The organism is Pseudarthrobacter oxydans (assembly GCF_013314975.1).
In the GTDB taxonomy this organism is placed as follows: Bacteria; Actinomycetota; Actinomycetes; order Actinomycetales; family Micrococcaceae; genus Arthrobacter; species Arthrobacter oxydans.
Genome location: NZ_JABTYH010000036.1, coordinates 24446 through 44580, shown reverse-complemented (window position 1 = coordinate 44580; position 20135 = coordinate 24446). Strand labels below are relative to the sequence as shown.

The 20135-nt window shown below is 61.7% G+C and carries 26 protein-coding genes and 1 pseudogene; 15 read left to right on the top strand and 12 right to left on the bottom strand.

The window, feature by feature from the left end; translation table 11 throughout:
* Positions 1-1353 (top strand): ParB/RepB/Spo0J family partition protein (locus HTS88_RS18790; RefSeq protein ID WP_174181086.1); only part of this gene is annotated, 1353 nt, incomplete at its 5' end.
* 347 nt (positions 1354-1700) lie between these two features.
* On the opposite strand, the gene HTS88_RS18785 is transcribed toward HTS88_RS18790, so the two are convergent.
* Positions 1701-1928, bottom strand: a complete 228-nt coding sequence (locus HTS88_RS18785; protein WP_174181084.1) for a DUF2188 domain-containing protein — start codon at positions 1926-1928, stop codon at positions 1701-1703.
* Positions 1929-2507: 579 nt separating this feature from the next.
* On the opposite strand from HTS88_RS18785, the gene HTS88_RS18780 reads away from it, so the two are divergent.
* From HTS88_RS18780 to HTS88_RS18770, 3 genes are read left to right on the top strand one after another with little or no spacing between them, the layout of a single operon-like run.
* The gene (locus HTS88_RS18780) at positions 2508-2774 is read left to right on the top strand and encodes a glutaredoxin family protein (protein ID WP_174181082.1); all 267 of its coding nucleotides are present in this window, start codon (positions 2508-2510) and stop codon (positions 2772-2774) included.
* Positions 2775-2788: 14 nt separating this feature from the next.
* Entirely contained in the window at positions 2789-3709 is a 921-nt protein-coding gene (locus HTS88_RS22525; RefSeq protein WP_238340940.1) for a single-stranded DNA-binding protein, read from the top strand.
* Complete coding sequence (locus HTS88_RS18770; RefSeq protein ID WP_174181080.1) at positions 3709-3975, top strand: ParB family protein; 267 nt, start codon at positions 3709-3711, stop codon at positions 3973-3975. Before HTS88_RS22525 ends, HTS88_RS18770 begins: the two co-directional genes overlap by 1 nt.
* Positions 3976-4013: 38 nt before the next feature.
* On the opposite strand, the gene HTS88_RS18765 is transcribed toward HTS88_RS18770, so the two are convergent.
* Together HTS88_RS18765 and HTS88_RS18760 are read right to left on the bottom strand one after the other, a co-directional pair.
* Positions 4014-4466: a DUF6278 family protein gene (locus tag HTS88_RS18765; RefSeq protein ID WP_174181078.1), complete on the bottom strand. Its 453-nt coding sequence runs from the start codon at positions 4464-4466 to the stop codon at positions 4014-4016.
* Positions 4467-4560: 94 nt separating this feature from the next.
* A complete protein-coding gene (locus HTS88_RS18760) occupies positions 4561-4968 on the bottom strand; it encodes an SHOCT domain-containing protein (protein ID WP_174181076.1) in 408 nt (135 codons plus the stop codon).
* Positions 4969-6790: 1822 nt separating this feature from the next.
* On the opposite strand from HTS88_RS18760, the gene HTS88_RS18755 reads away from it, so the two are divergent.
* The 3 genes from HTS88_RS18755 (at position 6791) to HTS88_RS18745 (ending at position 8246) form a co-directional block, all read left to right on the top strand.
* Entirely contained in the window at positions 6791-7474 is a 684-nt protein-coding gene (locus HTS88_RS18755; protein WP_174181074.1) for a DUF4166 domain-containing protein, read from the top strand.
* A 173-nt stretch (positions 7475-7647) separates the two neighbouring features.
* Positions 7648-7854 (top strand): hypothetical protein, encoded by a 207-nt coding sequence (locus HTS88_RS18750; protein WP_174181072.1) that lies wholly within the window; start codon positions 7648-7650, stop codon positions 7852-7854.
* Between the two features lie 149 nt (positions 7855-8003).
* Positions 8004-8246 (top strand): PLDc N-terminal domain-containing protein, encoded by a 243-nt coding sequence (locus tag HTS88_RS18745; RefSeq protein ID WP_174181070.1) that lies wholly within the window; start codon positions 8004-8006, stop codon positions 8244-8246.
* Between the two features lie 229 nt (positions 8247-8475).
* On the opposite strand, the gene HTS88_RS18740 is transcribed toward HTS88_RS18745, so the two are convergent.
* Together HTS88_RS18740 and HTS88_RS22520 are read right to left on the bottom strand one after the other, a co-directional pair.
* Positions 8476-8931 (bottom strand): hypothetical protein, encoded by a 456-nt coding sequence (locus tag HTS88_RS18740; protein WP_174181068.1) that lies wholly within the window; start codon positions 8929-8931, stop codon positions 8476-8478.
* Positions 8932-9121: 190 nt separating this feature from the next.
* Positions 9122-9310 (bottom strand): PLDc N-terminal domain-containing protein, encoded by a 189-nt coding sequence (locus tag HTS88_RS22520; RefSeq protein WP_425515571.1) that lies wholly within the window; start codon positions 9308-9310, stop codon positions 9122-9124.
* Here HTS88_RS22520 and HTS88_RS22260 point away from each other — a divergent pair.
* Positions 9309-9536, top strand: a complete 228-nt coding sequence (locus tag HTS88_RS22260; RefSeq protein ID WP_174180997.1) for a hypothetical protein — start codon at positions 9309-9311, stop codon at positions 9534-9536. The genes HTS88_RS22520 and HTS88_RS22260 overlap by 2 nt on opposite strands.
* A 136-nt stretch (positions 9537-9672) precedes the next feature.
* Here the strand turns inward: HTS88_RS22260 and HTS88_RS18725 are convergent, their stop codons facing one another.
* The 3 genes from HTS88_RS18725 to HTS88_RS18715 all read right to left on the bottom strand — a co-directional run bounded on the left by HTS88_RS18725 (position 9673) and on the right by HTS88_RS18715 (position 12855).
* A complete protein-coding gene (locus tag HTS88_RS18725) occupies positions 9673-11214 on the bottom strand; it encodes a site-specific integrase (RefSeq protein ID WP_174181066.1) in 1542 nt (513 codons plus the stop codon).
* A gap of 233 nt (positions 11215-11447) precedes the next feature.
* Positions 11448-11768, bottom strand: a complete 321-nt coding sequence (locus HTS88_RS18720) for a helix-turn-helix domain-containing protein (RefSeq protein WP_174181064.1) — start codon at positions 11766-11768, stop codon at positions 11448-11450.
* Positions 11769-11772: 4 nt separating this feature from the next.
* Complete coding sequence (locus HTS88_RS18715; protein WP_238340941.1) at positions 11773-12855, bottom strand: tyrosine-type recombinase/integrase; 1083 nt, start codon at positions 12853-12855, stop codon at positions 11773-11775.
* 135 nt (positions 12856-12990) lie between these two features.
* On the opposite strand from HTS88_RS18715, the pseudogene HTS88_RS22515 reads away from it, so the two are divergent.
* From HTS88_RS22515 to HTS88_RS18685, 6 genes and pseudogenes are all read left to right on the top strand, one after another.
* Positions 12991-13213, top strand: a pseudogene (locus HTS88_RS22515) (single stranded DNA-binding domain-containing protein); the annotation flags it as partial.
* 66 nt (positions 13214-13279) lie between these two features.
* Complete coding sequence (locus tag HTS88_RS18705; RefSeq protein WP_174181060.1) at positions 13280-13885, top strand: DNA-binding protein; 606 nt, start codon at positions 13280-13282, stop codon at positions 13883-13885.
* Entirely contained in the window at positions 13878-14138 is a 261-nt protein-coding gene (locus HTS88_RS18700; protein WP_174181058.1) for a ParB family protein, read from the top strand. The genes HTS88_RS18705 and HTS88_RS18700 overlap by 8 nt, the downstream gene beginning before the upstream one ends.
* 2 nt (positions 14139-14140) lie before the next feature.
* Positions 14141-14437 carry a helix-turn-helix domain-containing protein gene (locus tag HTS88_RS18695; RefSeq protein ID WP_174181056.1) on the top strand — a complete coding sequence of 99 codons (297 nt, stop codon included), beginning with the start codon at positions 14141-14143 and terminating at the stop codon, positions 14435-14437.
* 48 nt (positions 14438-14485) lie between these two features.
* Complete coding sequence (locus HTS88_RS18690) at positions 14486-14737, top strand: DUF6225 family protein (RefSeq protein ID WP_174181054.1); 252 nt, start codon at positions 14486-14488, stop codon at positions 14735-14737.
* Positions 14738-14865: 128 nt separating this feature from the next.
* Entirely contained in the window at positions 14866-15114 is a 249-nt protein-coding gene (locus tag HTS88_RS18685) for a tudor domain-containing protein (protein ID WP_246256468.1), read from the top strand.
* Positions 15115-15676: 562 nt separating this feature from the next.
* Here HTS88_RS18685 and HTS88_RS18680 read toward each other — a convergent pair.
* Positions 15677-16003: a hypothetical protein gene (locus HTS88_RS18680; protein ID WP_174181050.1), complete on the bottom strand. Its 327-nt coding sequence runs from the start codon at positions 16001-16003 to the stop codon at positions 15677-15679.
* A gap of 175 nt (positions 16004-16178) precedes the next feature.
* Between HTS88_RS18680 and HTS88_RS18675 the strand changes: the two genes are divergently transcribed.
* Positions 16179-16664, top strand: coding sequence for a hypothetical protein (locus HTS88_RS18675; protein ID WP_246256466.1), 486 nt, complete (start codon positions 16179-16181; stop codon positions 16662-16664).
* 51 nt (positions 16665-16715) lie between these two features.
* Here HTS88_RS18675 and istB read toward each other — a convergent pair whose 3' ends face one another.
* The 3 genes from istB to HTS88_RS18660 form a co-directional block, all read right to left on the bottom strand.
* Positions 16716-17531: an IS21-like element helper ATPase IstB gene (istB, locus tag HTS88_RS18670; protein ID WP_174181048.1), complete on the bottom strand. Its 816-nt coding sequence runs from the start codon at positions 17529-17531 to the stop codon at positions 16716-16718.
* Entirely contained in the window at positions 17528-19204 is a 1677-nt protein-coding gene (istA, locus tag HTS88_RS18665) for an IS21 family transposase (protein ID WP_174181046.1), read from the bottom strand. Before istA ends, istB begins: the two co-directional genes overlap by 4 nt.
* 184 nt (positions 19205-19388) lie before the next feature.
* Positions 19389-20099: a hypothetical protein gene (locus HTS88_RS18660; protein ID WP_174181044.1), complete on the bottom strand. Its 711-nt coding sequence runs from the start codon at positions 20097-20099 to the stop codon at positions 19389-19391.
* Positions 20100-20135 lie beyond the last annotated feature (36 nt).

The following is a 20135-nucleotide window of genomic DNA, read 5'->3' as shown; positions in this document are numbered from 1 at the left end:
ATGATTGCAGCACCCACGCTGGAAATGCTTGACCCGGCAACCCTGACCGTGGACATCAACGTCCGGAAAGACGCCGCCCTGACCACAGATTTCGTCGCCAGCATCAAGGAACACGGCGTGATGGAACCGGTGGTCGCCCACCGCAAGGACGACGGAACCGTGCACGTCCTGATGGGCCAGCGCCGCACCCGCGCCGCCGTCGAAGCCGGACGGCCCCTGATCCCCGTAATGATCATCGAGTCCCCCGAGGAAGCCGAACGCATCGTCACGCAGGTGGTGGAGAACATCCAGCGCGCCGAACTGACCGAGGCCGACGAGGCCGACGCCTACCACCAGCTGTCCCTGATCGGCGTCTCGGCGGCCGCGATCGCCAAGAAGACCGGACGGACCAAGACCACCGTCGAGTCCGCCCTCAAAGCCAAGTCCACCGAGACCGGAGCCGCCGCCCTGGGCAAGGGATACACCATCGAAGAAGCCCTCATTCTCGCCGAGTTTGAGGACGACGAGGAAGCAACGGCCGAACTCGAGTCCGTCATCATGGACGAACCCGACATGCTCCTGCACGTCACCCAGCAGCTGCGCGACAAGCGCGACCGCGCCGCCGCGCTGGCAGCCCTCACCGCAGAACTGGAAGCAGCCGGAACCATCGTTGTTCCCGAATGCGGGTACGGCGAGGACAGCGAAACCCTCCGGGTCACGTCCCTGAAAAGGGCCGACGGGGAACCGGCCACCGACGAAGACGGAAACGCCGTCTACATCGAGACGGACTATCGCGGGCAGCACTCCGCCGTCGCCGTCGTGACCGGCTGGAAAGAGCTGGGCTTCACGCTCCGCTACTACAGCGGCTACGGCACGTCCTCAGCCCCGAAAGGCCCCATGACCGACGAGCAGAAAGCCGAACGGAAAACCCTGATCGAGAACAACAAGCTGATGCAGTCAGCGACCACCGTCCGCCGTGAATGGGTCAAAAGCCTGCTGGCCAAGAAGCAGGCACCCAAGGGCTGGCAGTACTTCACCCTCCACGCGATCACCCACCACCCCGAAACCGCCAGCGGCTACGAGGGCAAAGTGGCCGCTGAAATGGTCGGAGCCAAGGTCGAAGAATCCAACCAGTGGGCGTGGAACCCGCTCCGGGATCACGTCGCCAAAACAACGGCCCGCCCGGAGTTCGGACTGCTTGCGCTGGTCTGCGCCGGGTATGAAAAGACCATCCAAAAAGACTCGTGGCGCTCACCCAGCCAATCCCACCGGGACTACCTGAACCAGCTAGTCCTCTGGGGATACACGGCAAGTGAGACTGAGCAGATCATCATCGACAGCGGCAAGCCCGCCGAGGACGAACCAGCGGCATAAGGACCCCTTGCCGGGCGGACCCCCACCGCCCGGCAAGGCCCCAGCCAATCACCACAGGCAGGGACGGAACCTTCCAGAAGTCGGGCGGTCCGCCGCCCAGGACGAACCACAGCAACCACTCACCAGCGGCGGACCGCCGATCAACGCACCCATTCCCCATACCACCACGGTGCCGCGCCCCCAGGGAACAACGACGTCCGCCAGGACAGCTGCAGGCACCATCCACAACATTCAGCTAGGCTGAATCCGTAGATTTCCTTTGCCGAGGAGAACGCAGAAGGGCCGGCTCGTTGTGAGCCGGCCCTTCTTGTATCTCCAGGCCACCGAGGCCTATTGACGGGTAGCAATCAGCCCGGGACATTCCGGGGATCGTTGCCGTAGCTGTTCTTGGAACTGATCTGGCCGTCCTGGTTCTTGATCACGTGCTCCACCTTGTCAGCCTGGGCCGCCTCCCGGCCCGCAGCTACCGCTTCGTCTTTGGTGCCGTAGCCGGCACCGAACGCGCGGTCAGTGCCCTCGCGCTTGTTCTTCCATGAACCGTCTTCGTAGTACGTCTCGATATCGCCCTGAGCCAATGCACACTCCTTCTGCCGTTCCGTACACCGACATTTGCTGCGCAAATGCGGATAGCGAAAGGCCCCGCCGCACGCAGAACGTGAGCAGGGCCTTCCAGGTCGCGCTCCGCCTGATGGGGGCCAGGCGGAGAACTGACACCAACCTAATAACAAGCATGCTTACTTTTCAAGTTCACGTGCCCGGACGGCGGCCGGCAACCATACCCATGGTCTAAGCCTGGGAGGCCGGGGCACCTTTCACTCTGGGTCGATCTTCTTTCAGCAGGGACGACACACACCAACTCTCACATTTCGCCCCCGGCCGCACGTCACTGAACCAGGCGGGAGCCCTCTAAGGCACAGGGGGGCTGCCGCTGGGGGAGCCGGCGGGGATGACCACGGTCGCCGGCGGCGTCACCAGCCTTCCTTCCGTGATTCTGGAGGACATGGCCTGCAGCTATGGCGGGGTCAATAATGGAGGAAAAAACCGCGATAATACGCGGTAAAACCCCTAGTCATTCAGTTGAATGATTGCTAAAATTGAGGTAGCAAGTCAGCCAGACGAACGAAACTTATTTGATACGAAACCAGGTGCTGAAAATGACTGCTTCACCGACCGCTTACACGGTCTACACCAAGCCCGACTGTCCGAACTGTGAGAAGACGAAGGACTACTTCGACTCCAGAGGCATCACCTACACGGCCGTTGATATCACCGAAGTGCCGGCGGCGCTGGAGTACATCACCGCCGAACTCGGCTACTCCCAGGCACCGGTGGTTGTGAACAACGCCGATGACCAGGACCACTGGTCCGGCCTGCGCCGCGACAAGCTCGTCCAAGCGGCCATGAGCCACAGGGCGGCGTGAGGACCGTGGAGAGAATGCGCCCGGTCGTCGGGTTCAACCTCAGCCCGCGGATCCCGTTGGAGGTGGACCTGTTCCGGCAGGTTAACCCCAGCGGCAGGATTCCCGCCGACATTGTGGATCCCTACGTTGTGGAACCCGCCATTGTGGAACCTCTCAGTGAGGACCTGTACGAGGGCTACGCCGTTCCGGGCAGGGGAGGGGATGACGGGTTCCTTGACGCGATCAGTCGCACCCCGCTCGGGGAGGGCGGACTGTGGGACGAACATACTGCGAACCAGTACCAACCCAACGACCTCACCCACGACGAACCGGGTGGGAACGAACCTCAGAACGAACCCACAACAGACACCGAGAACATCACCAGCACACGAGGAAAAGGAACCATCATGGCCGGCGAAACCACCATTACCGTCATAGGAAACCTGACATCAGATCCAGAGCTGAGATTCACTCCGTCGGGATCCGCGGTCGCGAACTTCACCATCGCATCCACGCCCAGGACCTTCGACCGGCAGTCCAATGAATGGAAGGACGGCGAGACGCTTTTCCTCCGGGCGTCTGTGTGGCGGGAAGCGGCTGAGAACGTTGCCGAGTCCCTGACCAAGGGCATGCGCGTCATCGTCACCGGGCGGCTGAAGTCCCGGTCCTATGAAACCAAGGAAGGCGAGAAGCGCACCGTGATCGAGCTCGAGGTGGACGAGATTGGCCCCTCACTGCGCTACGCCAACGTCCCCCGTGGGTTCACTAAAAGTGAAGCGTCTTCCGGCGCGAACCCAAGTCCAGAAAGTGCGGTAAATGATGGTGCCCCGGTGGACGGGTTCACTATCAGCGACCGGGAGTTCGCCGACGACGACCCGTGGTTCGGCACGGAGGCGAACCCGGCCGGCAGGATCAACGTTACCGGCCCGCCGGTGAGCCGGCATGGTGGTGAGTAGTGGGGGCTAAGAAGGTCGCAGCCTTCACGCCGTACTTCACGGAAGATGAGGCTGGCCAGGTCCGCGCGGCGTTCCTGGCCGGCGGCGCCCCGGAGGGGTACGCCTCCGTGTCGGACCTCATTGTGGCAGCAACCATGCGCGAAGTCAGGCGCCTGCAGCGCAAGCACAACGCCGGCAAGAAATGGCCTGGCCTCCCCGCTGGAGCGCTGCGTCGCGGCCGCCGGACCCGCGAAGAAATCCGCCAGCAGAACGCGGAGCGCACGTAGGGTAGGCCTCTTCCCAGCTGCCTCTTATGCCGAACCCTCTACGGTTCTTGCCTGACGAGTTCGAGGACGTGGGCATAGTTTTGTTCGAGGGTGGGCTTCGGGGTGGCCAGGCGCCGTAACGCGACTCGGACGACGTCGACAGCAGTTTTCCTGGTGATCCGAACCAGGGGGTATCCCTCCTCGACTACTTCCCAGTGGGCGCCGGGAACAGTGTGCGTGAGGAGATCTCCGTAGAACATCCCGATAGGGCGGACAAGCTCGGCCGGCAAACCATCATTGATGGCTTGATCAAGAGTGGCGAGGCTTTCTGCTTTGCGTGGCAGCGTTTCACCTCGCTCTTGGAAATAGCTGAGGAGTTCGTTGTATCCGCCGACGTTAGTTGGCGGAGGTACCAGAGCATCCGAAGTGACTCGCTTATATTCTGCGTACCTTCTTGGCATTCCCGCTGGCAGTTTCTGCAGAGGTTCGTCGGTATCTTCCGGGATGCTCATGTGGTCATCCTAGGCACACCCATTTGGCGTCGGTCGGATTACCGGGAACCGAACCTCGACAGCAAATCCTCAGCCGGGAGCGAGCACTTCAAGGCTATCTGCTCCCAAGGATGCGACGTTTGGCAGCGCTAAATTCCTCGTCAGAAAGTGCGCCACTTCTATGGAGTTCTGCAAGGAGGGCAAGTTCCGCCGCCAGGGACTTCTTGCCCGTTACCTTGCCGAATATCACTCGGCGATCCCTGGTGCGTTCAGTAAGAGGCACCGGATTCAGCTCGTGCGCCCGCGATGAACTGCTGACGGCGTAGGCGATTAGCAGGGTGATCGCGAGGACTCCCAGGGCAATTCCCAGGGGGACGCGGAACGGTTCCGTGGCGTTTATCAGGACAGCAAGGGTTGTTCCGGCAACGACTGCACATAGCCCAGCTATCCGAAGTGTCGTTCGGCTAATGCCGAACGTAAATGTATATCCCTCGGCCTCGGCCGAAACCAAGTGTTCGTTCATCTGCCGAGAATAGCCCTGCGAACGCTTCTTGAACATCCTGCCGACCGTGGTCAGGGGCATGCGTTCGCAACTGCAACTTTTATCGGCACACTCAGCCGCGTCGCGTCTCCGATCTGGTAGGCGGCGGCAATTTGATGGTTAGTTTGTTCGATTCCCTGGTTAGGGAGTGCTGGGCATTGGTGCAGGCGAAGCGCTCCTCATTCTTTCGGAGGTCCATTCACGCTGCTCTCCATTGAAGCTCTGGGCCTGTGAGTCCGCTGAATCCCCTTCTGCATGGGGCTGGGGTTGAGGGGGCATCGGGGCGGGTGTGGCTCCGCGCATTTGTTCTTCGGTCAGTGGGGCGGGTTCGGGCCCGCAGCTGGCGGCAGTTGCAGAAGTAGCCGGAAGCGCAGGCAGCTGTGTTGAAGAACTTGGCCAAGTGAACGATTCGCGGCAATCACTGCGCTCGGCTGCGCCGGCCCCATCATCGGCTTCAGGGGAAGGCGGAGTTGATGGCAAAGCTGGATCTTGGCTGACTTCTTCTGGGGAAAGAATCGTGACCTTCCCGCTGCTTAGGGCTTGATCAACGCAATATGCGACTCGCACGGCGTCGACCTCTGCCGATCCTGCATTCAGTCGTATACCCAGGCGGGAAGTAGGCATGTCGGCGGTTATGAGGGACTTCTCGACACTCGGGTCATCGTCGCAGTGGTCCAAGGATTCATAGACGGGGAAGCTGACACCGACACCCCAGCGGTCATCGGCAGAGGCGGCACGCGGGTAGTCTGCTGGAGCGGACGGCGCGCAAGCGGCCAGCAGCACCACGAGAAATAGGGTTAGTCCCGATTTCCGCATGTAGTCCTCCTGACGTCAATTGCCAGCATGTCTGTCTCTATGATTGCCGCTATTGCTGCGTCCTGATAGTCAACCCTTTACGGGGCAGTTGGTCTTGCTGGCATTCAGATCGAGCTGGCAACGAGGCTTGGGCGTCGTGTGGGTCTTAGCGGTCGTGTACGTGCTGCCCTTTATGATGCTGCAGTGGGGGGAAAAATGCGCCGGACAGCTGCTGTGTCACGCAGGCCGATTTACGTTGAGATTGGTATTCGGGCGGCAATGGACCGGGTGTGGAAGCTAAGCCAAGACCCGTCTTTGCACCCTCGATGGGATTTGCGGTTCTCCCGAATTACCCCGATTGAGCAAGACGGCCAGGGGCCTCTTCATTTTCGTTATGAGTTCCGCCTTCCGCTCTATGTCATCCGGGGAACGGGTACGTCGCTGGGGCACCGGTTTAGGCATGACGGGCAGGCCACCTCGGTTTTGAAATTCGACACCGCTGACCCTGTGTCACCCATCGGGCAAGGCTCCGGTTATTGGCGTTACATCCCAACAGAGGACGGCCTGCGGTTCATCACGGGGTACAACTATCAGCCGGGAATGGGTGCTCTCGGAAGGGCCTTGGACTCATGGGTATTCCGCCCAGCCTTGGGGTGGGCGACAGCAATAAGCTTTGACCGCCTGAGAATGTGGGCCGAGTCTGACCTCGATCCCAGGGACTCCCGAAACCACTGGCTGATCGATGCCGCAGCCAGGACATGCGGCGTTCTGTCCGCCTGCGTCATGCTCCGCCGAGCCCTGGCAGGACGAACCGCCGGCCCCGCAGCACTGGGCCTGACAATCGCGGTAGCTTCGTTGATGCTGACGCCCCACCGGACCGTACCCAGGGCAGGACGATGCCTGCGAAAGGCACCGGACTCACGGTCCGGGCGTTCCCCGTCGGCACTTGCTGATCTGCCTGAACCAGCCACACCTGGTCTGGCGCCAACTCGGGAGGGCAGGGATAAACGTGGCGTCAATCTTTGAATTAGCACTCGGCAATGACTTCCACCGACTGCACCCTATGCTGCAGAAACGCTTCGGCGTTGACACTGAAGCAGGCTACGCGTGCGTGGGACGCGGGACCTTCTCAGAGGTCCGCCGCGGGGCGTGGTGGACAGTCCCGTTTCTGCAGTTGGGGGCCTACCGCAACATCCTGTTTCCCGACCAGGGAAAGAACATTCCTTTCACGATCGAGAACTACCCATACATCGATGGCTTCGGCCGTCCTACAGTTACCTTCGTCAGGACTCTGGAACTAACCAACTCCAAACGCCGGCGCTTCGACGCCACCATGGTGCACAGCAAACATACTGGCGGCATCGTTGACTACCTCGGCACCCACCAGCACCTTGCTACTGACCTTGCTTTAGAGGTGATGCCCGATGGATCACTACATCTGCAATCAGGGGCACAAAGGTTCTACGAAGGCTTCGCGGCGTTCGAATTTCCCGCCGTTTGCACAGGCACGGCAGACCTCTTCGAGAGCTTTGATGATGCCCGAGGCGTGTTCACGATCCAGATGCAGGTCCGGAACCCCATCCTCGGGTTTCTCTTCGGATATCGAGGCGAGTTCACATGCACCTATCCAGCCCTCCAAAACGGTGGCGTCCCCGAGCACCTCAAACCTGTGAGGCAAGAGCGCCGCGAATAGGAGACCGCCACCGGAACGTCTATGGGACGGTCAACCACCAGTTGCCCATGCGGAGGAGGACGTTGAACCGGATGTAGTCTGATTCGAAGTTCGGCTCAATTACGAGCCGTGTCATGAGACTTGGGGGCCTCTTGTATAAGACTCGAAGCAACTTCTGGACACTTGCCTTTGCCGTGAGCGTCACGCTGCTCATTTGCGGAACCGTGGCGCTGACCAACGCCGGGATTGTGGCGGACGAAAATAACCTAAACGGGAATTTTTACCCGGCCCTTTGGTTGATGTTCGCGTCAGGGCTCATCGGAGTGCTTGGTTCATTGCCCGCAATGGTGGCAACCAAACGAATCGAAAAGCTGCGAAAGAGCAGCCCGGAAGTGTCCTGACAAGACTTCGTCTGTCTGCGCAAGCCTGCACCGTGTACGGCCCCGGAACCGTGTGCGGGACAGGACCGGCTCGCATACAGCTCCGTCTGATGCTAGGTCCCAGATCTCCTATCTCTTTTGGCCACGGCGTGCTTTGCTGAATGTTCAAAGTGTCTGAAGAACCATCATCGGGGGAAATTATGGAACTTTGGCAATGGGTTTTAGCACTGCTCGGTGGGGCGTTCGTGGTCTTCATCTTGGGTGCCATCATCTGGGGCATTTTTGATGTAATAGGGAACGCTCGGTTAGACCCAGCTGTCAGAATCGGTTGGGTGCTCGTGATGGTTTTCGTGCCCATCTTCGGGATAGTTGCCTGGCTCTATGCAAAGCCAAAGCTATACCGCTCCTTCTGACGAACCCCATACGGTCTCTTTCCTTCCCTCAACGGAATTAGGCTTCCCGGTATGAGACCTCGCGGAATTCTTATCGCGGCCCTGCTGCTGCTAGTCATCGTGGCCGCGAATATCGTGGTCTGGGCGATGGTCGGTGACCGCCCAGGTCCCCTGAATGCTCGCGCCTTCTCTCACGCCGTAGACGTGAGGGCTGGAACCTCTAAGTAGGTTCTGGGTGGGATTGTTCCAGCTATACGCCGACGATTGCGTATTCGCCGTTCAGTTCCGTCGCCAGGCGTTCGATGCTCCGCGTCGGCGGTTGGCCAGTTGCCATTTGACTGAAGTCCACAACCATCCGGTTCTTTCCGTGTACGAGATGGACTTTGCCCTGATTCGTATCAGACAAGATCTGGTAGCTCTCTTGAAGAGCCTTCTGATCCGTGTAGAGGTCTATCTGGACGTTTTCAAAGCACAGCTTCTGCGCCGACGTCAGTCGAACGCCATCTCCCATCGGAACAGTTGGCTCACCAATGGGGTCAGGTTCACAACCCAGGATCTTATCGACAGCGGTGTAGGCCTCATCTATGGAGCCGAACTCAGGTAGATTTTGGCCGCTAGGTTGGTTTTGCGCCCCACATCCTGTCAGCGGGACTGCTGCAATAAAAGTAGCTACAGCGATGACTCGAAAACGTCTGCGTTTTGTCACTTCTAAACCCCAATTCCTAATGGCACTATTCCACATGCGCGCAGGCAGGTGAAGCCTAAACTTCACGAGTGCCTATTGCTGTCCCGCCAGGCGTAATCTCGGACCCGTCCCCGGCCTGCCCAGCCGGCGAACCTTGACTGCAGCAGTTTAGAGAGGGTTGCGGCACGGAATCTGGCGCCCGCTCTACCCGCTAACTCGATAGATTGCGGAGGCGAGAACCAGAGTCCCTGCGCCCGACCAAGAACCAGAGAATCGAACCAAGTACTGGTATCGAAAGGACAATGAGAGCCCAGACGATCGTGCCGCCGGTGGTATGAGTTCTATTACGCGCAATGCTCACTAGCGCGGCAATGAACAGGACTGCATTCAGCACCAGCATGAATCTCAAGATGCCCCAGGACGGCATCAGTGGATTTACTTCCGCTGTCGAGAGTGCCATTATCATCGCTTCCCCCAAGATTTTGCGGCTAATGATGCTCAACCATATCGTCAGGCGTCTGCTCCTTATCGAAGCACGAACAAACGAAGCATCCAGGGTGATCGCGCAAGCCATGATTTTCTCGGCCTCGTCCCGCAAGGGTTCGGTTTCGAACCTGTCCCGTTAGCCGGTCCTTCAAAGGAGAGACCCTCACCACCTGCGCTGTTGATTTGCCCTGATTGTCGAAGGATCCCGTAGGACCCGTCCGGTGCATCGTCCGCTGGGGTAACCCATGCGCGGCACGATTCAACTTGTCGAGAGGATCAGGACGTGGCCCCTGTTGACGCTTTGTGCTGGTGATGGTGGCCCGAAGGTGTGGCGTTAACCGTTTGGAGGCCTGGGTGGGCCAGGACGGTGGAGTAGCGGTTCGCTCCGGCGATGCTCAGGCCGAACATGTCGCAGATACGGCGGAGGTCGCCGCCGCTGGCGTGCAGTTCGTACAGGATCCGGTCCTCGCGGGCTTGTTGGACGGTCATCCCCATGGAGGTGGTGATCCATTGGACGCCGACAGGGGCGCTGTCCAGGGCGGTGCGCCTGCTGATGAAGACGTGCGGGTTCCTCGTCGATGGCCAGTGCCGTTCCCGGTAGGCCAGCCAGACGGAAAGCCGGTCCCGGACCGGTTGGGCCAGCGGGATGGTGCGCTGGTCCAGATGGAGGCGCCCGTCGTGGATATCGGTCAGTTGCAGCTTGCGTAGTTGTCCGGATCTCAGTCCGTGAAAGGCCACGATCGCTGTGAGTGCTGCCCCTGCCGGGTTTGTGGAGTTGATCGCGTCGCGCAGCTGGGCGGAGGCCAGAGGCATCGGGTGGCGGGTTTCATGGGTGCCGGTTCGCATCGGGCCGATTGGGTTGAAAAATATGACGCGGTGGCCCTTGAGGACACGGAACAGACAACGTAGTCCTTGCCCCATAGCAGCCCGCGGGTTACCGGACGGGGGAAGGACGTCCTTGACGTGTTCCGGCGTGATTTCCCGAAGGGAGGTTTGTCCGGAAGCGGCCCAGGAGTGCAGGGCGGGCAGTGACCAGCGCAGGTAGAGGCGGGTTGTTGTTTCCGAGCGGGGTTTGCTGCGGGGTGGGGTGCTGCTGCCGTTGAGCATGATGGTGTACCAGCTGTCGAGTTCGTTCCTCATCTGCTCCGGCAGCTCAGCTGTCGCGGTCTTGAACCATTTGTCCACGGCGGGTTCCCGGTCGTCTTCGAGCAGGCCTGCGGCCGCGCAGACTTCCAGGAGCCGAAGGGTTGTGATTCCTATGCCCTGCAGACCGAGGATGTCCGTCGCGCGTAGTGGTGCCCCGGGAGTGTCCTGCAGGCCGAGCGCGATGGCCAGTCCGCGGCGTGTCCTTTTGGTGTGTGTCAGGCTCCACCCGTGTTTGCGGGCGTGCTCGGTCAGGAGTTGATCCAGGAAGGCAGCCATTCTCGGTTCGGCCGGCGGGGGGAAGCCGTGGGCGAGGCCGTTGGCAAGGTCGCGGGCCGCCGGGAACAGGGTGAGCTGGCGATGGGTGACGGGCGTGAACGCTGGCGCGTGGACCGCGTTGGGCGGTTCTTCGCGCTTCCGGCGCGTGCCGCGGTGTTGGCCCACGCTGGCATGTCGGAGGTTGGCCAGGGAGAGTTGCTGCCCGAACCGGTTGGCCTTCAGCAGATCAATGCCGCCTTTCCTGCCTCCGCTGGTGATGAACTGGCTCCAGCAGAGCCGACACGCCTGGTCGTCATTGATGGCGGTGTCCGCGGAGCAGGCTGTGCATTTCCCTCGTGGGTGCTTCTTCCGCCAGTGCCGGCACGCTTCGCAGAGCCATTGATGGGTGCGTGTCACGCCCCAGGCGTGGCAGTCCCTGCAAGCACCCACCTGTTGAGGTGCACTGCGGTGGCATCGGTCGCACAGGCCGGCGGAGTAGTAGCTGTCAGTGCGTCCGCAGCGCTGGCATGGCGGCGGGGTGTAGGGTCCTCCTGGCATACAGCCGTAGCAGAACTTTGTGCGCCGCGGGGCGCTCCACGCGACCGGCCGCTGACCGCAGATCGTGCATGTGGGAGGTGGATGGGATCCGCTCATGCCGGGGGCTTGGACCGGTTTCGCCCGAGCCGGGGAACCACGGATGGCACCGAACCGGCTGCTGCGGCGTGCGCTTTTGGTGGGCGTGCAGCGGCGACCTTCTCCGGTTCACGGATCAGCAGTTCAGTTGGCGAGCAGTTGAGCACGGAGCAGATGATGTCGAGGTCTTCAAGGCGGATCGTGGTAGGGGTACCGGTCCAGAGACCTGACATTTTGCCCGCACTGATTTCAAGGCCGGCATCGGCAAGCTGGCGGCGCAGCTCGGTCGACTTCCAGATTCCGCGCTCCGCGGCGACCATCCGTAGATTCCAACGCATCCTGTCACTCTCCTGTCAGCCGGGCGGCCACTCGTTCATTAGCGACGGCCCATGCATGGTTAATGTGGTTCTCATGGACATGGATATACCGGGTTGTGGTCGACAGCCATTCGTGTCCCAGCAGTTCCTGCACTGCCTTCAGGTCAAGGCCGCGAGCATAGAGGGAAGACGCGCAGTAGTGGCGCAGCCCGTGCGGACTCAGCCGCCCCTTCCAAGAAGGTAGCCAGCGTTCCACGGCCCCGGCCAGCCCGGCACGGAGAGCATCGTCACCGGCCCGGGCACAGCCACCCGTGTGACGGTCGCGCCGCTCGCTCGGAAGCAGCGGAGCATCAGGGTCCAGGTAGTCGTCGCCAAATTGGTGACGAACATCCGTGAACCACCAGTCCAGCAGCCCATCGACGGAATTGATCGCGGGAACAAGCCGGGGTTTCGGGCCGCGGCCGCGGCTGCCTTTCCCGAAACGGACGTGGAGCTTGCCGTGGTCTCCGAGGTCCGGCCGCCAGTCCTTGACGTCGAGCATCACAGTCTCGTTGATCCGCAGTCCGGCCCGGCGCCAGAGGGAGGCGGCCAGATAGTCACGGGCAGCGGGCAGGTACTTTCGTGCGGTGGGCAACGCATCACGCCACTGCGCGAAGAGAGCTTCAACTTCAGGGTCGCTGGGCGGGACCCGGGCGGACGTTGAGGAGGAACTTGAGGGACGGTTGAACTCGTCGATCGGCTGCGTGAGCACATAACCGGTCAGGGCATGGACATCGCCCTGATATCTCGCGATCAGGAAATCGAAGAACCGGGCAAGAGTTCCTGCCTTGCTTTCCCGCGTGCCCCGCGCCTGTCGCCGCTCGTGCCGCAGATACGCCAGGAACCGGTCGGCATCGGACGGCGAGGCCGTCCAGACAGGCTGCCCTAGAAATCGGGCGAACTCGAAGATCACCGAACGCTCTGTCCGGACGAACTGGTCAGTGAGACCCGCACCAACCTGGGCCAGCGCAAACTGATCCACAAGTTCCTGCTCGAAGTCCTCCTCGTCCTGTGAAGATTGAAGTGCCCGGCTGAACCCGATGGAGCGGACAGCGGCAAGCACCATCATGCACCCCTAGGTTCGGCAATACATCGCACCGATCATGAATATCACAGAAGCTTCAGGAATCATGAAAATATTTCAAACATCACGCAGCGAGGCAAAATGAGTGGTTTCGGCGAATATCCGCGCGGATCAGGGGATCCCGCACTCCGGCATAAACTCACGGGATTCGGGACAGCCAAGGTCAACCGCACCCAGCGCAGCGGCGGCCAGGCCGAACAGGGGAATGGTGGTTTCGGCAACCAGGGCAACACCAGCCAGCCCGGCAGGGCAACCCACCGCGCAGGACGATGCGTGGGCGACTCCCGCGACCAGCACCGCCGGCGGCTGGGGCGCCGGCCCCGACTCCGAACCGCCGTTCTAAGCGTTGAAAAGTAGTAGTAGGAGTAGTAGCGTTACTACTGCTACTACTTTTACTGGAGAAGCCGCCATGACCACGAGCGTGAAAGACCGCGTGTTTGCCGCCGCCGAGCAGATCAGCGCCGAGCGCCGCCCGACTGTCTCCACGGTCCGTGCGGCTGCGGGTGTCAGTAACGCGGACGCTACCCGGTACCTGAAGGAATGGAACGAGGAGAAGCTCGCCGCCGGGGGACAGGTGGCCGCGACGCCGCCCGCCCTGCTCGAACAGGCGACCCGGCTCGCCGCAGCCGTCTGGGCCGAGGCTTCCACCCAGGCCGCCGAACGGCACACCGCCGTCGAGACGGCCTGGGCGCAGGAACGCAAGGACAAAGACCAGGAAATCGCCGAACTGGTGGCGGACCTGGACAAGGCGGCCGTAGAGAAGGAATCCGCGGCCGCCGAATTTCAAGCCCGAATCACCGCCGTGGAGTCGGAGGTGAAGGCTTTGGAGCAGCGGCTGGCCGCCCTGGGCTCGGAGCTCGAAGAAGCACGTGCGGCAGAACGCGCTGCCGCCGGCGCGGCAGCGGAAGCGGAGAAGAAGCTCGCCAGCGCCGAGGCGCGCAGCACCACCTTGGAGAAGGTACACAACGCGTTGTTGCAACGCGTTGCCCCGGAGACCAAGGCTCCCGGTGCCTAAGAAGAACAAATCCTTTTCGCCCTACTTCACTGAATCCGACGCCGACCAGGTGCGCGCGGCCGTCCAGGAAGCCGGCCACCTCGAGGGGTACGCGTCCATCACCGACCTGATCGAGGCGGCGACGCTGCGGGAAGTGAAGCGGCTGCAGCGCAAGTACAACGGCGGCAGGAAATGGCCGGGAGTCCCCGCGGGGGAACTCCGCCCCGGGCAGCGCACCCGCGAAGAAATTCGACAACGGAACGAGGACAAATAAGCATGCCGAAGTGGAGCAAGGACATCGAGCAGATACCAGCACTTGAACCGGAGAAGCCGAGGTTCCCGCGGCTGCTGACTCTCGCCCAGGTCAGGGAGATCCTGAACGTGGGCATGCCAGCCGTATACGCCTTGGTTTCATCGGGGGAACTGCGCGCCCTGCAACTCAGTGGAGGCCGCCGCATGTGGCGTGTCAGTGAGGATGACCTGGAAACCTACCTGGAGCGCTGCTACCAGGAGACCCAGGAACGTATCGCCGCCGGAACCATCAAGGCTGAAGCCCTCGACGGCGAGGACTGACGCGGTGGTCATCGCCCTTTTGTCAGTGCCAGGTGAAAGGATCTGACAATGGACTTCGAACACGCCGCTCACGCCTGGACGGTAGGGCAGTTGCGTGAGGCCCTCGCTGGGCTGCCCGATGACCTGCCAATCATCGTCGACGTCGCCGAGGAACCGGGTGGCGATACCGTTCAGGAGCAGGTTGTCGTCCATGCTGGCTTTGGTCACGGAGTCGATGGCCGGGGGGAGCCGTTCGTTGGAAGGGATTTTCGGATCGGCTGTGAGTTCCCATCGGGAACCTATCTGCAACGCGACCGATAACGGCCACTATCTGGCAACAGAGTCTTCCCGGGCCTAACAACAACGGATTGGAGCAGCGGCAAGCCATGAGCGACAACGAGACGAACTACGTAGCTGGCCTTGCAACGCGCTGGGCTAGAACCGACCCCATGGAGCAGTGGGTGAATGCGGCCCCCGAGGGTGGGCGAACACCTCTTGACGAAACCATTCGCGAGTACCTGGGTAGCCACAACCCGTTCCCTGACGAGAGCGCCGTTGAGGTTTTGCGGGGCGATGGGTCCAGCTGGGAGCAGGCTGTCATCGTTGAACGCGTTGGCGTGGACGAGTGGACCGTGGAGTACAAAGACGGCGAGCAGGCATGGCGCGACCATCACGAGCTGCGGCCGGCGGCCGGGTAGGATCAGGCCATTCCGGACGCCGATGTCTCTGCCGACGTTAGAGGATCCAGGCCCAAAGCAGCATGAAGGCCGGCACCTATGGGTGTCGGCCTTCGTCGTCTAAGTGGTTGTTTGTGATGCCTGTCTACGCGGTTGGTGCCATTGCTTGGATCACGCGGGCCTGCGGTACTTGGTGGTGATGAGCTCCGCCCTGCAGCTTGTGGTTGTCACCGCCGGTGACCGGGCTGGAAGCCCACCGAGCGCCTTAGAAGCCGGTCACTGATCATGGTTCCGTCCCTGCCCAACTTCGCCCCGCGTGGACGGTGTGTGTCGTCCCTGCTGAAAGAAACCTGACCCCCGGGTCGGGTTGGCCGGCGGCGCCGGTCTTGGTCCATGGGAAAGGGCTCCGTTGGTGACTTCAGCGTTCCCAGGCTGTGCACATTCGCCGGTCCCGCTGGTGAGGTTCCCACCTTGGTGTCCTGGCGTTTGTGTGCAGCCGGTCAGGTGGGTCCCGTCGTCCACCTGGGTGCGGGAAAAGCCCGAAGGTTTTTAGCTTTTGCCGTGCCCCTGTGGACGAGGGGCTTTAGTGATCCTGCGCGGTTTCCCCATCGGCTGAATCAGCGTCTGTCGCGGTGTCGTTGGGGGTGCGGGCGGTCTTGGCCTGGGCTTTGCGGCGGCGGCCTGCGGCCGCCGGTTCGAGACCGAGTTTTTTGAGTTCGTCGGGGCTCCAGCCGTCGCGGGTGGCTTTGACGTAGGCGCGTTTGTCGTCGCGTTCAGCCGCGGCGAGCTGGTCTTTGAGGTCGGTCACGCGTTGGCGTGCCTGGACGAGTTCTTCGACGGATTTGATGCGTGAGTTGAGCAGGGCTCGGGCCTGGTTTTTGGTTTCTTCGATGTTGATTGAATATGTCAACGTGATTCGGGACCACTAGGACGGCTTGATTCAGGGCCACCAAGGTTCCAGCATTAGCACCCCCCGCTATGCCAAGCTCCGGCGAAACCTGTGTCGCTGATAGTTCGCGGACCGGCTGCTTCCAGTCAATTCGATTGGGGTTTAGAGTCGGAGGACAACTAGTTGGGGGACAAAATTGGAAAAGACATCTAGCCCGGATAAAACTACAACCAGCTCGCAGGGGCGCAGCCCGACTATTTCTATCGTCGCCGCCTTGGCCAGCCCTTTGCTGTTTACTCTCTTGGCGGGTTACCTGACCCTGCAGCTGCAATTATCGGAAATCTACGCTGTCATAGGTTTTGATTCACGCCCTGTTGCTGTCTCCGGCGACTGGCTGCCTTATGTGTGGCAGCTTAGCCTCGTCGTCCTCGCCCTGGCCGCGGTGATGGTCTACAGCCTCATAATTCGGGGCACAGTCGCGAGGCTGATCGCGTTGGCCACTCTGGCTGTCGTCGCCATCCTTGGCAGCCCGGTCGCATCCGGCACCTTTGTAGCCAATGAACAATATCCACTGGGCCTGGCAATCGCATGGACGGGTGCTAAGTCTCATATGATCCTCGCCCTCATAGGAGCGGGTGTCGTCAGCCTAATCCTTGACGGCCGCAAGACACGAGCGCGCTAACCCCATCATCCAGAAGAGAAACTTGCCCGGTAGGTGCTTTGCTTCGGACAACTAGGCGTTTTGTTGGGCTATGGTGTGGGCAAGTCGGTAGGAGTCAGTGCCGGTTTCGATGATGGTGCCGTTGAAGGTAAGGCGGTCCACGATCGCGGCGCACAGGCGCGGGTCGGTGAACGTCTTCGTCCAGCCGGAGAAGGATTCGTTGGACGCGATGGCGATGGAGTTCTTCTCCTCGCGTTCAGTGAGGACTTGGAAGAGGAGTTCTGCGCCACGCCGGTCCAGTTCCATGTAGCCCAACTCGTCGATGCAGAGTAGGTCGACGCGGCCGTAGCGGGCGATGGTTTTGGCCAGCATCTTTTCGTCGGCGGCTTCAACAAGTTCGTTCACAAGCCGGGTCGCAAGGGTGTATTTGACCCGGTAGCCCTTCTCCGCAGCCGCGGTGCCGAGGCCGATCAGGAGGTGGGATTTCCCTGTTCCGGAGTCTCCAATGAGGCAGAGGGGTGACCCTTTGCGGATCCAGTCCCCGGTAGCCAGGGTGTGGATGGTTGCGGGGTTGATGTTCTGGTTCGCGTCGAAATCGAAGTCCCCAAGCCACTTGTCCCGGGGGAAGTTCGCGGCCTTGACGCGGCGGATCGACGAGCGACGGTCCCGGTCGTCGCATTCGGCCAGCAGCAGCTCGGCCAGGAACCCCTGGTACGAGAGCTGCTCTTTCCCGGCCACGCTCAATGCTTCGTCCAGGACCGCCCTAACGGTGGGCAGGCGCAGTCGGCGGCAGGCCTGATCCACGGCTGCGACCGCGGCCTGCTCGGTCAGGCCGCGGCGTCGGCGCAGGGTCGGAGTGATTGTGGTGGCCGGTGCGGTGGGGCTCATGAGATGTTCTCCTTCGACGGTTTTCCTGCGGAATGCTCGTTGCGTTTGGCCAGCAGCTCGTCATAGGCACCGATCGACGGAAGCGGGCGGGTGTCGGGTGGGAGCCCCGCGATGACCGCTGCTGGTTCCATGAGCCGGCGTTGGGTCAGACTGACAACCCGTTGCACATTCACTTCAGCAAGAGCACCCTGATGACGGTTTGAACCGGAGCCACCCCCGGTAGATGCCGTTGCGTGTCTGCGGGCCTCGACCGCGACGACATCTGCACTGACTGCTCCCACGCTCAGTGCTGCTGTGATCCCCGCCCGGATGTCTGCGGCGTCCATGGAGCGGTGGAGCAGCAGGACGTCGATGAGTTCACGGGTCCCTTCGGCATCGCCGTTGACGCGGCGGGAGGCTGCCCAGAAGGCCTCGTGGGCACTGGTGAACGCACCGGACTGCCGGGCCCGGGCCAGTGCGGTGGAACCGGGCAAGGCCCCAGGCTTGGTTTTGAGGACTTCAAGGTAGTGGTCCAGCTGGACCGACTGCCCGGACCGGGCGGCTACGCGCTGATGCCTGGCGACCACGGCCCGGCCTTCGAAAACCACGACCTCGGATGCCCGCAAGGACACCCGGACCTTCCGGCCGATGAACCGCGCCGGGACGGAATATTTCACCATCCGCACAGTAATCAGCGATGACCTGTCCACCGTCGGGTTGAGCATCAGGCCCGGATCGAATTCCTCCGTTGGCAACGGTGCCAGGAACGGCTGTTCGGCGGCGAAGTCCTGGCCGACCGTGTGGATTCGGTCCATGATCCGCCGCCGCTCGTCCTGGGCTTCCCAGGCACGGATGCGGTCGTTGAGTTCGTCCAGCGACTCCACGACCGGCATCGGGGAGAGCCGATTGCGGCGGAACCAGCCGACCTCGCCCTCGACTCCGCCCTTTTCGTGCGCCCCGCCGATGCCGGGCTGGCAGTAAAAGGCATCGAAGCCGTAGTGCGAGCGGAACAGCACCCACCGGTCGTTCTCCTGCCGCTGCCGGCCCTGCCCGAACACCACGGAAGTGACCGCGCTGGTGAGGTTGTCGTAGCGGATGTGCCGGACCGGCACGCCCCCGATTTCGTTGAACGCCTCGATGTGGCCTTCCAGAAAAGCTTCCTGAGCTTGGGTGGGGTAGATGCGGTGGATGGCCTTGCCGGAATGGGAGAGCCGGAAGACGAACATGTGGCACTTCGTCTTCACGCCGTTGAGCACCACCCAGAGTTCGCCGAAATCCACCTCGGCCTCAGCACCGGGTGCGTGTTCCTGCGGCACGAACACCTCAACTCGGCGGCCGGCTGTGAGATCGATCTGGGCCCGGCGGACCCGCACGTAGTCCCGGACTGTCGAATACGAGAGCTCCTCCGCTCCATGCTCCTCAATCAGTCGGGCAAGAATCCTTCGAGCCGTATGACGCTGCTTCCGCGGCGCTGTGGTGTCCTCGGTCAACATCACATCAACCGCCGGTTTGAACGGATCCAGCCTTGGCGATGACCGCACCGGCTTCTTCCGCGCTGGTGGGACAGGATCCGACAGAGCCTGCCGGACTGTGTCCCTGCCGACCTGATACCGCTTTGCCAACCCGCGGATCGACACGCCCTCCACACGGGCATCTCGGCGGATCCTGGCAAACAGCTCCATGCGCACCCTCATCCGGGACCTCCAAAGCTCGCTTTCACAGATGAAAGCAACACTGAGGTGGTCCTGACTCAAACCGTCACAAGCAACCGGCGAGTCGTGGGTGGTCCTGATTCGAACCGTCATACCGGTCCTGAATCAAACTGCCATACTCAGTTGATGGAGGCCATGGTGTTCGGGTGCCTTTCGGTGTTGCGGTTCAGCGTTCGAGGTCGGGGGAGGTGCGGTGTGAGCCTGCGGCACCTGCCGATGCCGCTGGAGCGGTTCCGGCGTTGTGCAGTGATGCGCCTGGGTGTTGCGGGAAGGAGAGCCCGGCGAGTCTTATGGACGCTGGCACGGGCACCTCATCGATTCCCAACCTGCGTTCGTGATGCTCGATGACTTCTGTGAGTGTTACCCGGTCGATGGAGCGGATCACGTCTGCCGTAGGCGGGATCTCCTTGGCGGCCATCAGCGCGAGCGTTTCGGCTTTGTGGCGTTCGAGCGGGGGCAGGGCGGCTTCGATGCTTCGGGTCAGTTCTGGAAGCGCCAATTCCTGACCGGCGGTCAGCACCGGGCCGGCATGTTTGCTGGCACCAAATGCGTTGTCGTGCTGGAGATATTCCGGAGTCACGGAGGTGTCCATCTCGATGGTAAGGGCGTAGCCCTCATCGACGATGCGTGCCTTTGTTCCGGTCAGTTCCTGCAAGTGACGGGTGGCGACATTGTTGATGCTTCCGCAGACCTGGTCGGTGCCACCGATGAGACGTTCTTCGGCGGCACGCTGGCGTGCCAGGTTTGCCGGGCTGAAGTTCTTCTCAACCTCGAGTTCGAGAAGAATGTGCGCCGGACGTGAAGCGGTCGGCTGCAAGTAGGTGGACGTCCCGACACGGGGCATAGGCTCGCCCGGCTGGTTGTGTTCTGTGAGCATGTTTCCCCCAGGGTTGGCTGTACAGATGGTGCCAGC

Excerpts from the sequence above, each read along its gene's own strand:
- HTS88_RS18780 (WP_174181082.1), top strand. The coding sequence starts at position 2,508 with ATGACTGCTTCACCGACCGCTTACACGGTCTACACCAAGCCCGACTGT.
- HTS88_RS22525 (WP_238340940.1), top strand. The coding sequence starts at position 2,789 with ATGCGCCCGGTCGTCGGGTTCAACCTCAGCCCGCGGATCCCGTTGGAG.
- HTS88_RS18765 (WP_174181078.1), bottom strand. The coding sequence starts at position 4,466 with ATGAGCATCCCGGAAGATACCGACGAACCTCTGCAGAAACTGCCAGCG.
- HTS88_RS18760 (WP_174181076.1), bottom strand. The coding sequence starts at position 4,968 with ATGAACGAACACTTGGTTTCGGCCGAGGCCGAGGGATATACATTTACG.
- HTS88_RS22260 (WP_174180997.1), top strand. The coding sequence starts at position 9,309 with ATGAATCTCAAGATGCCCCAGGACGGCATCAGTGGATTTACTTCCGCT.
- HTS88_RS22520 (WP_425515571.1), bottom strand. The coding sequence starts at position 9,310 with ATGCTGGTGCTGAATGCAGTCCTGTTCATTGCCGCGCTAGTGAGCATT.
- HTS88_RS18720 (WP_174181064.1), bottom strand. The coding sequence starts at position 11,768 with ATGCGTTGGAATCTACGGATGGTCGCCGCGGAGCGCGGAATCTGGAAG.
- HTS88_RS18715 (WP_238340941.1), bottom strand. The coding sequence starts at position 12,855 with ATGATGGTGCTTGCCGCTGTCCGCTCCATCGGGTTCAGCCGGGCACTT.
- HTS88_RS18705 (WP_174181060.1), top strand. The coding sequence starts at position 13,280 with ATGACCACGAGCGTGAAAGACCGCGTGTTTGCCGCCGCCGAGCAGATC.
- HTS88_RS18695 (WP_174181056.1), top strand. The coding sequence starts at position 14,141 with ATGCCGAAGTGGAGCAAGGACATCGAGCAGATACCAGCACTTGAACCG.
- HTS88_RS18690 (WP_174181054.1), top strand. The coding sequence starts at position 14,486 with ATGGACTTCGAACACGCCGCTCACGCCTGGACGGTAGGGCAGTTGCGT.
- HTS88_RS18685 (WP_246256468.1), top strand. The coding sequence starts at position 14,866 with ATGGAGCAGTGGGTGAATGCGGCCCCCGAGGGTGGGCGAACACCTCTT.
- istB (WP_174181048.1), bottom strand. The coding sequence starts at position 17,531 with ATGAGCCCCACCGCACCGGCCACCACAATCACTCCGACCCTGCGCCGA.
- istA (WP_174181046.1), bottom strand. The coding sequence starts at position 19,204 with ATGAGGGTGCGCATGGAGCTGTTTGCCAGGATCCGCCGAGATGCCCGT.
- HTS88_RS18660 (WP_174181044.1), bottom strand. The coding sequence starts at position 20,099 with ATGCTCACAGAACACAACCAGCCGGGCGAGCCTATGCCCCGTGTCGGG.